Source organism: Mucilaginibacter sp. 3215 (assembly GCF_050433785.1).
Lineage (GTDB): Bacteria > Bacteroidota > Bacteroidia > Sphingobacteriales > Sphingobacteriaceae > Mucilaginibacter.
The window spans coordinates 533,806-545,863 of sequence record NZ_JBNPWO010000003.1; the positions used below are offsets into that span (position 1 = coordinate 533,806).

The 12,058-nt window shown below is 43.7% G+C and carries 11 protein-coding genes; 4 read left to right on the top strand and 7 right to left on the bottom strand.

Annotated features, from left to right (window positions below):
* Positions 1–17 precede the first annotated feature (17 nt).
* Positions 18–995: an ankyrin repeat domain-containing protein gene (locus ABIC84_RS08540; RefSeq protein WP_429263316.1), complete on the top strand. Its 978-nt coding sequence runs from the start codon at positions 18–20 to the stop codon at positions 993–995.
* 84 nt (positions 996–1,079) lie between these two features.
* Here the strand turns inward: ABIC84_RS08540 and ABIC84_RS08545 are convergent, their stop codons facing one another.
* Entirely contained in the window at positions 1,080–2,219 is a 1,140-nt protein-coding gene (locus ABIC84_RS08545; protein WP_429263317.1) for a hypothetical protein, read from the bottom strand.
* A gap of 21 nt (positions 2,220–2,240) precedes the next feature.
* Positions 2,241–3,134, bottom strand: coding sequence for a TssN family type VI secretion system protein (locus tag ABIC84_RS08550; protein WP_091172409.1), 894 nt, complete (start codon positions 3,132–3,134; stop codon positions 2,241–2,243).
* Positions 3,135–3,247: 113 nt separating this feature from the next.
* Here ABIC84_RS08550 and ABIC84_RS08555 point away from each other — a divergent pair, with 113 nt between their 5' ends.
* Entirely contained in the window at positions 3,248–4,183 is a 936-nt protein-coding gene (locus ABIC84_RS08555) for a type VI secretion system baseplate subunit TssG (protein WP_429263318.1), read from the top strand.
* Between the two features lie 62 nt (positions 4,184–4,245).
* Here ABIC84_RS08555 and ABIC84_RS08560 read toward each other — a convergent pair whose 3' ends face one another.
* The 3 genes from ABIC84_RS08560 to kduI all read right to left on the bottom strand — a co-directional run bounded on the left by ABIC84_RS08560 (position 4,246) and on the right by kduI (position 7,099).
* The gene (locus ABIC84_RS08560) at positions 4,246–5,025 is read right to left on the bottom strand and encodes a DUF4350 domain-containing protein (protein WP_426581270.1); all 780 of its coding nucleotides are present in this window, start codon (positions 5,023–5,025) and stop codon (positions 4,246–4,248) included.
* A 397-nt stretch (positions 5,026–5,422) separates the two neighbouring features.
* A complete protein-coding gene (locus ABIC84_RS08565; protein WP_426581272.1) occupies positions 5,423–6,238 on the bottom strand; it encodes an SDR family oxidoreductase in 816 nt (271 codons plus the stop codon).
* A gap of 30 nt (positions 6,239–6,268) precedes the next feature.
* Positions 6,269–7,099: a 5-dehydro-4-deoxy-D-glucuronate isomerase gene (gene kduI, locus ABIC84_RS08570; protein ID WP_426581274.1), complete on the bottom strand. Its 831-nt coding sequence runs from the start codon at positions 7,097–7,099 to the stop codon at positions 6,269–6,271.
* Between the two features lie 265 nt (positions 7,100–7,364).
* Between kduI and ABIC84_RS08575 the strand changes: the two genes are divergently transcribed.
* On the top strand, positions 7,365–7,979 hold the full coding sequence (locus ABIC84_RS08575; RefSeq protein ID WP_426581276.1) for a YhcH/YjgK/YiaL family protein: 615 nt from the start codon (positions 7,365–7,367) through the stop codon (positions 7,977–7,979).
* A 125-nt stretch (positions 7,980–8,104) separates the two neighbouring features.
* Here the strand turns inward: ABIC84_RS08575 and ABIC84_RS08580 are convergent, their stop codons facing one another.
* Positions 8,105–8,623, bottom strand: a complete 519-nt coding sequence (locus ABIC84_RS08580) for a lipocalin family protein (RefSeq protein ID WP_426581278.1) — start codon at positions 8,621–8,623, stop codon at positions 8,105–8,107.
* A 112-nt stretch (positions 8,624–8,735) separates the two neighbouring features.
* Here ABIC84_RS08580 and ABIC84_RS08585 point away from each other — a divergent pair, with 112 nt between their 5' ends.
* Complete coding sequence (locus ABIC84_RS08585) at positions 8,736–9,536, top strand: SDR family oxidoreductase (RefSeq protein WP_429263319.1); 801 nt, start codon at positions 8,736–8,738, stop codon at positions 9,534–9,536.
* Positions 9,537–9,557: 21 nt separating this feature from the next.
* Here the strand turns inward: ABIC84_RS08585 and ABIC84_RS08590 are convergent, their stop codons facing one another.
* Complete coding sequence (locus ABIC84_RS08590) at positions 9,558–11,864, bottom strand: glycoside hydrolase family 3 N-terminal domain-containing protein (RefSeq protein ID WP_429263320.1); 2,307 nt, start codon at positions 11,862–11,864, stop codon at positions 9,558–9,560.
* Positions 11,865–12,058 lie beyond the last annotated feature (194 nt).

Genomic DNA, 12,058 nt, shown 5'->3' on the forward strand with positions numbered 1-12,058 from the left:
GTAATAAATAGATACCTATGGATAATATGTTTTTAAACGCGTGTAAAAACGCACAAAAAGGGATAGTGCAAACATTCCTGAAAAAGGGAGGGATTAATGTTGACAAACGCGATAGCCTGGGTAATACGCCCTTATATTATGTATGCTTAAAAAGTGCAAAGGATATTGCCAAAATGCTTATAGATGCCGGCGCTGATGTTAACATGGGCAATAACCTAAGCGAAACACCCCTGCATTGCGCATCGCGCAGCGGCAGTAAAGACCTGATTAAATTATTAACTGATGCCGGTGCCGATGTGAATGCCGGTAATAACCATGGGCAAACACCTATTTTTTATGCTGTACTTGCGGGTAAAACAGAAACCTCGCTTTACTTGATCTCATTAGGTGCCGATATCGCCGTTAAAGACAATGCCGGTTACAGTTTGCTCGATCACGCTACAGCTAACGGCATGCGCGACCTGGTTGCAAAATTGTCGGCCTGTGAAATCGCGCAAAAGGACAACAACGGCAACACACCGCTTCACCAGGCGGTTTACAACAACCATAGCGAAACGATAAGCGCTTTGCTCAAGTCGGGCATATGGAATGTAAACGGATTAAATAACGACGGCGTTAGTCCGCTGATATTGGCAGTTAATAACTCCAATATACACGTAGCCGGACTGTTGATTAAAAATGGCGCCGATGTTAACCTGCATGTACAGAATGGTAATTCGGCACTGCACTACGCGGCGGGTATGGGCAACTATCATCTTGGCAAAATGCTGCTTGAGGCAGGGGCCGAGATCAACTCACGCAACAGCTTTAGCGAAACTCCGCTTATTGTGGCAGCACAGTGCGGATTTAATGATTTTACAGCTTTTTTAATCGAAAACAACGCTGATGTAAACGCTGTAGACAATAACGGCCGGCACGCTATGGATTTTGCCAGTGAGCGCGGTTATACCGAAATATTGGAACAACTGTTAATGGCGGGTGCCGAAAGCCGGTAATAAGATAATACTGGTTTATGATGACTGCCTGCCGCAATATATGGAAACGGCAGGCATTTATTTTATTGGAACCTTTAACTGTGCTTAATCAAGCAATGTCCAGGTACGTTTAGTTTGTATAGTTTGTATGGCTTGCTGCTCCGCAACTACAATGTTCTCTTTGCGTTGGCCTATGTATTCTAATGTACTAAGCTTATTCCACAGGGCAACAATTACCCGCATAAACTCGTCAATCGCTGTCATTGACGAGTTTATTTCATGATGATTATAAACTATTTCGATTAAACGGGCTAAAAGCTCTTCAAAGTTACCGGGTGTTACATCCTTCCATTCATAAAAATATTTAAGCAATTCTTCCCGTTCTGCTCCCGGCATGCTTTTAACGGTACTGAAAAACAGGTGTGCCATTTCTGAAAAGCAGGAAACCAGTTGGATAGGCGGTTGAAGATAGATCAGGTTTCGGTATGTAAAATAGATCCCCGCGATATAATCAAGCATTTTATCGCACAGCAGCTTCACATTTTTACCGATGGTAGATATCGAATCTTTCGAGGTGATCTTGTCAATAATACGAAACGAAAGCAGCTGAAGGTTGTTGATCTGTGCCCCAAAGTTTTCATAATAGGTCATGAGGCCGGCATGGCTTATCAGCGCAGTACATGGCGGGATATAGGTTACATTGGCCTGAAAGGAGCTTCCGCTTCGTACAAATTTACCAACCTCCATAAAATGCGCCCCGATGCTGTTGAGTTGTGACGCCGGCAAAACAGTGATACTGTAATGTTTGCTGATATCAGGATAGCGGATAGGCTGTTCTTCCGGGTCGGGTGTGCCTGAGGGTACACGTTCAAAGGGGTTTACGGTAAGCAGCACATAATAGGTTTCTGATGCTTCATTGATAGTTTCCTGGCCAAAATAATGGCTAAATGTTAACGGTTGTTCGGCACGGGTAATATCAATCCTGAAACCTTCGGCGGTGATGGCGTTACACTGGTTTAAAGTTACCTGCACCTGGCCTGATGCCCGTTCGGTGATCTGGATATCCAGCGATGAGCTTTGCCCTTGTGCGGGTGGAAGCAGCCCGAAATTATTATTGTTGAGCGGCAGCGAATTGGCATCGCGTACTATATCATGAATAAAATTATCAGTATTAACAAAATGTGCGCTGGAAATTTTCATTCCATCTATCCAGTTCACAGGTTTATGTTTTAGTGGGCTGATCATGTTTTTTTGTTTTAATCAAGTTTACAGGTAAATGGCCTGATCACCGGTACGGGCGGGTTCACTTACCACTTCCGATACACGTTTGGCAAATATGGTTACCGATTCGGTTATCCGGTTTTCTGTAATATTAAGGTCCGGGTCGATAAAGTGGCGTTGCTTAAAAAACGACGGCTTAATATAAAAGATCCACTTATAGCTTTCATTATTATTAAGCTTATACTGCACCGTTGATTTTGGAAATTTAAGATTATAATCATCAATAAACTTTTGAAACCACTGGCCAAAGTTCATATTTGGCGGTGCTTTGGCCTTTACTTTAAGCGGTTCAGGATCGTCGGTGTTTTTATACAGATCAAGCTCGAGCACCATCAGCCTGTCAAAATCCAGGTGTTCCATACTGATCTCTTCAGGCGTACGGGGATATTGCCAAACCTTGTAAATTTCGAGCGGGATGCTTAAAAAAGCGATGTACCCCCACCAAAAAACCGGCGGTAATAAAAATATCAGGATACTGGTTGAAGCCCACAGGCCATATTGCATATCATTAAGCCAGTTAAATGCCAGCTTGAAAAGAAACATCCCCAGCAAGCATGATATTAAAGAAGCCACGAGGAAAAACCATTTTTTATCAAGAAACTGATCTTCATGGTATTTGCCTGCAAGCCAGGTGTAAAATACACCCATACCTAAATATATCAGTTGGCAAAATAAGTACCCCCACGGCATAAACTGCATACCTAAAAAGCCCAAAAAACCCGGAACTCCCAATATAACAGCCGTTAAAAGTAAAGTGATGATAAGGCGCCTGTTGCTTAGGTATTTGTTTTTCTTGTTCACCACCGACATGATCAGCGCGGCAATGAAGAACAGGACAGGAGCTATCAGATAACTTATAAAAAACGATTTAAGGTTCATGAGTATTAAATATGTAGGCCGGGCAGCTATCTTATATTAATTTCAATTTAGTATAATCAATTACCGATAATATTGGTTATTGTTTTGGATAGCATCAATTATTTAAATCACAAATGAGAATAAAAAAGCCTAATCAAATTGATACCGACTTTAAAGCGGCATCTATAGCGGCCGAAATTATTGAAAATGAAATGGTTAGTACCGGTGATGTAATGATACTGCCCAAAGGCCCTAAAAAGCGTGCCTATGATAAGGAGATAGCAGGCATAACCGTTGATAAAAAAAGTGAAGATAAAAAACAAGTAACCACCATTTGGGTTAACCGCGACGGCTTTTATGATATGCTGCCCGAGGGATTGTTTCACCGGCCGCCTGCTTCGAGTGTGATGATCACCGAGGAGGACATGATCAAAGATATTAAAGCCCGCCGCGAAGAAGAAAAACAAACCCGCCGCTTTTTTGCCCCATTTGAGGCCGAGCTTAACTATTTCAGAACACTGGTCGAGCTTTATGAAAATCGGCTCGACAAAAAAAATGAATACGATGAGCTGATCAATATATTTTTAACGGAATGGCAGGAGTTTGAGTGTTTTACAAAAAAGCAGATGCTTATTTTAATACATGTTTTACCTGTAATACATGAGCAGCGCAATAATATAAATTTTGTGAGCAGTATTATTAATATGATGTTCAATGTACCCTTATCATTGCATTACAAAACGGTATACCCGAAACAAAAAAACAATACCATTACAAATGGCGGAACAGCCCTTGGCGCCGGTACTTTAGGTGTAAACTTTATTGCCGGGCAGGTTATTGAGGCCGAGCGAAAATTAATCATGAACATAGGCCCGGTGAGCGCCACCCGGATGCTGGAGTTTTTACCCGGCACATGTGCTGCAAAAGCTATTGATGTATTATTATCCTACTTTATACCTTTAGGCACCGACGTGCAATTTAACCTTCTTGCCGATCCTGCCTCGCAAAAATTGGTTATCGGCGGAGCAGGGGCCAATGCTACGCTTGGTTATACTACTTATTTGGGGTGATGATGATACGAATCTCATTTTTACACCCCAGAGTGTGTTTTGAAATGACTTTTCATATATAATTACCTCTTCGCCTGCTTCAACAGCCAGTGGGCGACATCATTCACTGCCTTGTCATTCTCATACCCGGCAGGCAACCTGCCGTTCACATATTCATTGTAAAGCCACGGATCGCCAACAGCTATTACTGTCCCCTTACCATATTTGGCAGATGCTATGATCGTAGCATCATCTTTATTTTTAAGTACAGGTACGGCAGTCCCGGCTAAACCTATCGAACAGGCATCTTTCATAAAAACCTTAGTAGCTGTTTTCAATACCGGATTGTTTTTTACATACACAGCACCATCCTCAAAATGAGCATCATCAATTACATGGTTTTGCAGATCGTTATTGAAATGCATCCCGAATTTTGCAGCAAGGTTATTGAAATGAGGCAGCTCCACATTAACGCTGTCGTTAGCCATCAGCAGCAGCACACCACCTTTTTTTACCCAGGCAGCAATTTGCTCAATATCATCTTCCTGGATATAGTTTGGGTTCGGGCTCTCCTTTTTAGTATCAGGGTCAACAATTATATAAACAGATGAACCTTTCAGGTTTTCCAATGTAGGCGCTGTGCCAAGGGTATCCAGCTTAGCGCCGCGGCGTGTAAAAGCCTCGCCAAAAATCTTGAAACCGTTGTTGTCCGTTTCATCCCACAGATAATGAAAGCGTTCCGGTTGCCCGTTTACGCCCTTGTGCACCTCGTGGTTAAAATAATAATCGAGCGTTACAGTTTGACCGCTTGCGGCAAAGCCGGCAAGAGAGAACAGGGTTATAAGGGATAATCTTAGTTTCATAGTGGGTTTATTATTTGGTTAGCCTGTGGTAGGTGTTATCACCATACATTTTAACTTTTCAGTCTATTTTCCAGGTGTTCAATTTTTTTAGGTGTAAACACTTTCGCTTGTTTTCAAAAAAAACAATACTGATAATCAACAGGTTAACTTTAGCAAAAAGCACCTTTTTAGCAAAAATAAACACGTAACCATTGATAATCAACAAGTTAATATTTTACAAGATCAAAAATTGAACACCTTGTTTTTTAAAAAATTGAACACTTTGTTTGTGCCCAATTTTACAGCCATATATCTCAGCGGTCATGCTGAACTTGTTTCAGTAACCGTCATGTATGAAGCCGGCCTTAACAATGGGATCCCGAAATAAATTCAGGATGACCTTAGTTATATTAACTCCCTAAACTCCTCCAAAAATCGAGAACCCGCCGTCGACGCAGATCATCGAACCGGTTACAAATACCGAGGCATCGCTCAGCAACCATACCAGTGCTCCTTTCAGTTCGTCGGCATGGCCAAAGCGTTTAAAAGGTGTTTGTTTGATCACCAGCTCGCCCCTTTGGGTATAACCGCCTTCGGGTTTGGTGAGCAGGTAACGATTCTGTTCGGTAAGGAAAAAACCCGGTGCCAACGCGTTCATCCTTATTGAATCACCATAACGGTTGGCCAGCTCAACCGCAAACCATTGGTTATAGCAATCAACAGCGGCCTTGCCTATATTATAGCCTAATACCTTGGTTATGGCGCGTTTTGAGTTCATTGACGATATATTAACGATGCTGCCTTTACCCGTTTTGGCAATGGCTTCGCCGAAAACCTGTGTAGGGATCAGTGTACCCCAAAGGTTCAGCTCCATTACTTTTTTCATGCCATCGATATTCATTTTAAAAATATCCTCATCGGGCTGTAAAACGCCCTCGGGCATGTTGCCGCCCGCACCGTTCACCAGGCCATCTATCCTGCCAAAAGCTGCCAGCAATTTATCTTTGGCGGCTACCAGTTCAGCCTCGTTCATTACATCGGCTACCAGTGCTATGGCTTTGCCCCCGGCTGCATTTATCGCTTTTGCGCGCTCTTCTGCTACCTGGGCATTACGACCAAGAATGCCTACCGCGCCCCCCGCCTCAACAATACCATCTATAAATGCTTTGCCTAATATGCCTGTTCCGCCGGTTACTACAATTACTTTTCCGGCTAATGAAAATTGATTCTCCACTTAAACTATATTTTTAAGGTTGATGTATAATTATTTCAGATCTGTTATAGCAATGGCGTCCATATCGGTGTAATCGAGGTTTTCGCCTGCCATACCCCAAATAAAGCTGTAATTTGCCGTACCGCTGCCCGAGTGGATGCTCCACGGCGGCGATACCACGGCATCGTAATTATCCATGGTGATATGCCTTGTTTCCTGTCCTTCGCCCATGTAATGAAAAATCTTCTGGCCTGCCGGTACGTCGAAATAAAAATATGCCTCCATACGCCTGTCGTGCACGTGGGCCGGCATGGTATTCCAAACACTGCCTTCATGTAATATGGTAAGGCCCATTACCAGCTGGCAGCTCCGTACACCTTCCAGGTGAATATATTTATTGATAGTGCGTTTGTTTGCCGTTCCTACCGAACCCAGTTCAACCTTAACCGCATCGGCGTGGGTAAGCAGGGTTGTCGGGTATACCGCGTGTGCCGGTGATGACAGCAGGTAAAATACAGCCGGCACTGATGGATCGGCACTTTCAAAAGTCACGTTTTTGGTTCCTTTACCAATGTACAGGCAATCAAGCTTATTCATTTCAAAGGCTTGTCCGTCGGCTTTTACTACACCGGCACCGGCTACGTTAATGATCCCGATCTCGCGGCGCTCTAAAAAATATTCGGCGCGCAGGTTTGGGTAATTTGGAAGCTCAAGTGTTTTACTTACCGGGTTGGCCATACCTACAATCATCCTGTCGTAATGGGTATAGGTACAATTGATCTGGTCGGGCTGAACCTGTTTATCTATCAAAAATCTTTCGCGTATGGTAGTGGTATCGTAGCTTTTAAAATCCGTTGGGTGGACGCTGTGTATTGTTTTCAAAGCAAATGTTGTTTTAGAAAATCTTTTGTTAATAAATACAATTCTACAATCTTATAAACGATTTCAAAAGCCATTTAAGCCTTATTTTCACTCCAACGTTATAGTGATAACACGATTACTAAACCATTTAAAAGCTAAACTATAACGTTAAAGTAAATATTTAACAGATCATATATCATTTTAATTAATTAAGCTTGTATAATTGATACTTAATGAGCTGCCGAACCAGGGCAACGCCAATTCAATAACCGGTAAACTATAAACTATGAAACAATTATCAGCCTATAAAAACATCGCGCTACTAACCGTCTTTTTGCTTGTTGCAGGCATTGTTAATGCCCAGCAGCAGGAGCTTACAACTAAAAGCGCAAAAACATGGGTAAAAAGCCGCATCTGGGCTAATGGCTTAAAGCTTAAATTAAACTCATCAACCAATAATCTCGAATTTGCAAAACAATATGCCGCCAATAAAGCGGCATGGGATAAGGCTTTTGAATTTCTGCGCGAACGAAATCTTGATCAGATAGCTCCCGGTAAATATCCTATAGATGGCGATAATGTTTATGCATCCGTTACTGAAGGCCCTTCTAAAGAGTTTGAACAATCGGCCTGGGAATCGCACCAAAACTATATCGACCTGCAATATGTGATCAAAGGCAAGGAAAAAATCGGTGTTGCTCCCATTGAAAGCCTTACCGTTACCAAACCCTATGACCCGGCTAAAGACGGTGCCAACTACAGCGGGGAGGGTAAATACTACACCGCCACTCCAGACGAGTTTTTCCTGTTTTTCCCCGGCGATGGCCACCGGCCTAACATCAAGGTTGATGGCTATGATAAGGTAAAGAAATTGGTTATTAAGATAAAGGAGATAAAATAAACCTCTGATCAACCCCCACTAAGGTCATTGCGAGGTACGAAGCAATCCCTAACTGTACAGGGCGGCCCTGCTCGTCGGGGATTGCTTCGTACCTCGCAATGACGCTTTTTTTATAATTTATCTACCTACACCTGCACCGTTTTCACCAGCTTCCGCACATCAAATCCCTGTCCTGCAGCCTGTACTACCAACTCATTATAGATCTGTTCATCAAGTGTTGAACGCCGGCTCAGGATCCATAAGTAATTTCTATTCGGGTGCCCTACCATGGCATAGCTGTAATCATCAGCCAAAGCAATGATCCAGTATTTACCTTTAAAGGGCCATTGAAACTGAATATCAAGTTTAGCATTACTCGTTTTATCAGCTACAACAGCGCGGCCTTCGGCAATTTTTATTTTATTCTCTTTTATACAACGGTTTTTAACAATGATACTGCCATCAGGAGCCAGGCCGTACGCGGCTGACGTAAAAGTGCATCCTGATTCAAACCATTGCGGGAAAGCGGCAATTTCAAACCAGGAACCAACATATTTTTTCAAATCGACATAAGGAACAGTTTCAAGCGGTTTGCAGCGGGTTGCCTGTAAGGCTAAAGCAGTTAAACCTAATGCTACAGAGGTTGCAATGATCTCTTTCTTCATAAACCAATAACGCCTGTTATGCCCAAAAAGTTTAAAACAAAAGCATATTAACGGCAGCCAAACACCATATCATTATTTAATTACCTTTGCGCCAAAGCATTATTTTTATAACATGCCCGGTAAAACAAAGATCAGTATTTTAGGCTGCGGCTGGTACGGCAGCGCATTGGCTAAAGGGTTAATTGCCGATGGCATGCAGGTAAAAGGCTCAACCACTTCTACCGCAAAAATGGATAACCTGGCTGCTTTGGGCATCCGGCCCTATGTAGTAAACTTTTCGCCGGGCGAGGAAATATATGATGCCGATTTTTTTGATTGCGATATTTTGTGGATATCCATTCCGCCCAAAAGCCGCAGCGGTGAGGGTGATGTTTTTTTACAGAAGGTTAAAGGCATTGTCCATGCCATAAAAAGGTTTGCTATACAGCAAGTGATTTTCGTCAGTTCCACAGGGGTTTATGCCGATAACAATAGGCACGTGAATGAAGAAACCGATCCCCAGCCCAATACCGAAGCCGGCAGGATATTATTTGAAGCTGAGAACCTTTTACGTGCCGAGGATAGTTTTAAAACAACCATTATCCGTTTTGCAGGATTGATTGGCCCCGGGCGCAATCCCGGCAGGTTTTTTGCCGGTAAAAAGGAGATCCCTAACGGTGACGCGCCAGTGAACCTCATTCATCTTGATGATTGTATCGGCATTAGCAAAGCGATATTGACGAAAGAGACATTCGGTTATCTTTTTAACGGATGCTCGCCGGTTCACCCTGCTAAGGCTGATTTTTACACACAGGCTGCTCTTGATTCGGGCTTTGAAAAGCCGGAGTTTGTTCGTGAATTGAAGGAATGGAAAATTGTGGACAGTGTAAATGTAGCAGTTGTGCTGGATTATGAATATAAGACTTTGTTGTAACAGCTATTAAAAGCGCAACAGCTACTCTTTGTACTCAATTGTCTTTTTTAACACAACATCTTCGGCCGAGCGTGCTATCATCACATCAAATGTACCGGGTTCGGTTACCTGTTTCATTTGATTATTCCAGATAGCGATATCTTCGGGCTTTACCGTAAATTTAACTGTTTTGGTTTCGCCGGGTTTAAGGTTGATCTTGTCAAAACCCTTGAGGGCCATTACAGGCGTAGTTACCGAATTTACTTTGCTGCCGAGATACATTTGCACCACTTCCTTACCCGCCATACTGCCGCTGTTGGTTACATCTACCGAAACAGATATAGCCTCATCTTTTTTGAACGATGCTGCCGATACCTGCAGGTTACTGTATTTAAATGAAGTGTAGCTCAACCCATAACCAAAAGGGAACAGCGCATCCGGCGATGAAAAAACATAGTCTTGTCCCGGTTTTTCGGATGAACCCGGATTGTGATAAAAACCTTTATTGGATGCCACATGATTATAAAAAACCGGGATATGCCCGGTTGACTGCGGGATAGATACCGTAAGCCTGCCTGATGGGTTTACCTTGCCGAACAGGATGTTGGCAATGGCATTGCCTCCCCTTTCGCCGGGATACCAGGTCTCCACAATAGCCGGGATATTCTCTTTTTCCCAACTGATGCTTTGCGGCCGACCGTGTACCAGTACCAAAATTACAGGTTTACCTGTTTTATAAACAGCCTGCAACAGTTCACGTTGTACCCCATCGGGATCAATGTCGGTTACATCATAACCTTCGCCGCAGGTGAACGGGTCTTTAGGCTCGCTTTCGGGTGCATGCCCGTTCCAACCTACGCCGGAGAATACCACGCTCGTGGTGCCCAAAACTACTATCACGGCATCACTGTTTTTTGCTGCTGTGACGGCTTCGGGAAAGCCGCTTTTGTCCGGGCCCGACAGGGCACAGCCTTTAGCATAATTGATCTTTATTTTATTGCCGGCCAACTGTTTTATGCCATCAAGCACTGTTGCGCCCGAGCGGCTGTCGCGGGTTGAACTGTAATCGCCATACTGAACCTGGTTGGCATTGGGGCCGATTACCGCCAGCGATTTCAGGCTGTTCATATTGAGCGGTAAAAGCTGTTTATCGTTTTTAAGCAGGATGATCGATTCCTCGGCTATCTGTTGGGATAAGGCGATATGATCAGCGGTGTGTACCCGTTTTTTTAGCGCTGATGTATCGGGCAATGCCTTTTCAAACAAACCTGCTTTAAATTTTATAGTAAGAATACGGGCAACAGCGCTATCAACCAACGCTTCTTTTACTTTTCCGCTTTTCACCAGGCCAATCAGTTTATTATATACATCGGGGCTTGGCGCTTCCAGGTCAACCCCGGCGTTCAGGCCGATTGGAGCGGCGCCTTCGGCGTCCTTAGCAATATGATGAAAAGTGTATAAATGTTTTAAACCTTCATAGTCCGAAAAAATATAGCCTTTAAAACCCCATTCCTCCCGCAATATGGTTTGCAGCAGGAAATGGTTGGCATGAGCAGGCACACCGTCAATTTCATTATAGGCCGGCATCACGGCGTAAATATTTGCCTTTTTCACGGCATCTTTAAATGGCGGCAAAAACATCGACCGTAGCTCCCTTTCCCCTACTGATGCCGGGGCTAAATTGATACCTGCCACAGGGATGCTGTAGGCCGCGAAATGCTTGGCCGTGCATATCACTTTGTCTTTACCAATACCGTTTATTGTTTGCGAAGAATCACCCTGCATCCCAATTACAAACGATGTACCCATCCTGCTTACGAGATATGGGTCTTCGGCATAACATTCCTCATTACGGCCATAACGCGGGTCGCGGATGAGATCGAACAAAGGTGAAAGCGCCTGGTCAACTCCTGATGAGGATGCTTCATAAGCGATTACCGAACCCATTTTTTCAATCAGCGCCGGGTTCCAGGTGCTGCCCTGCGCTATAGCCTGTGGAAAAATGGTAGCGCCTGCCGCCAGTTGCCCATGCAGGCATTCGCCTATTTGGATAGGCGGGATACCAAGTCTTGTTTTTTCTTTGGCATATTTCTTTGCGGCTACAGATAGCGAGGCGATATCATTGATATTGGTAAAAGGGCTTTCACAAACGCCATAAGCAATTGGGTTTTGCATGGAGCCTTTTAACGAGTTCATGCTCATCTGGCCCACTTTTTCTTCCAGCGTCATGCGGCTTAGCAAATCTTTCACGCGTACAGGCACAGGTGCCTTGGGGTCGTTATAAACCTGCGCGGCTGCGATGTTAATTACAAAAGCAAACGCGATCAGTAGGCATAATTTCTTTTGCATAGTATCTAGATATTTAATTTTCAAATGTAGAGACGCATCACATGCGTCTCCCACATGCAAAGCATCGTTGCTTGTCCTCCTCGCCGTTGTTGGTGTTGTCACCATAGCCGTTAACCTAAGGATTTTAAAAAAGTTTTTTTGAGGAGTTATAAATGACGGGGCTTCGCCATTGGGCAAAACCACTTAGATTTTCC

Excerpts from the sequence above, each read along its gene's own strand:
- ABIC84_RS08540 (WP_429263316.1), top strand. The coding sequence starts at position 18 with ATGGATAATATGTTTTTAAACGCGTGTAAAAACGCACAAAAAGGGATA.
- ABIC84_RS08545 (WP_429263317.1), bottom strand. The coding sequence starts at position 2,219 with ATGATCAGCCCACTAAAACATAAACCTGTGAACTGGATAGATGGAATG.
- ABIC84_RS08550 (WP_091172409.1), bottom strand. The coding sequence starts at position 3,134 with ATGAACCTTAAATCGTTTTTTATAAGTTATCTGATAGCTCCTGTCCTG.
- ABIC84_RS08555 (WP_429263318.1), top strand. The coding sequence starts at position 3,248 with ATGAGAATAAAAAAGCCTAATCAAATTGATACCGACTTTAAAGCGGCA.
- ABIC84_RS08560 (WP_426581270.1), bottom strand. The coding sequence starts at position 5,025 with ATGAAACTAAGATTATCCCTTATAACCCTGTTCTCTCTTGCCGGCTTT.
- ABIC84_RS08575 (WP_426581276.1), top strand. The coding sequence starts at position 7,365 with ATGAAACAATTATCAGCCTATAAAAACATCGCGCTACTAACCGTCTTT.
- ABIC84_RS08580 (WP_426581278.1), bottom strand. The coding sequence starts at position 8,623 with ATGAAGAAAGAGATCATTGCAACCTCTGTAGCATTAGGTTTAACTGCT.
- ABIC84_RS08585 (WP_429263319.1), top strand. The coding sequence starts at position 8,736 with ATGCCCGGTAAAACAAAGATCAGTATTTTAGGCTGCGGCTGGTACGGC.
- ABIC84_RS08590 (WP_429263320.1), bottom strand. The coding sequence starts at position 11,864 with ATGCAAAAGAAATTATGCCTACTGATCGCGTTTGCTTTTGTAATTAAC.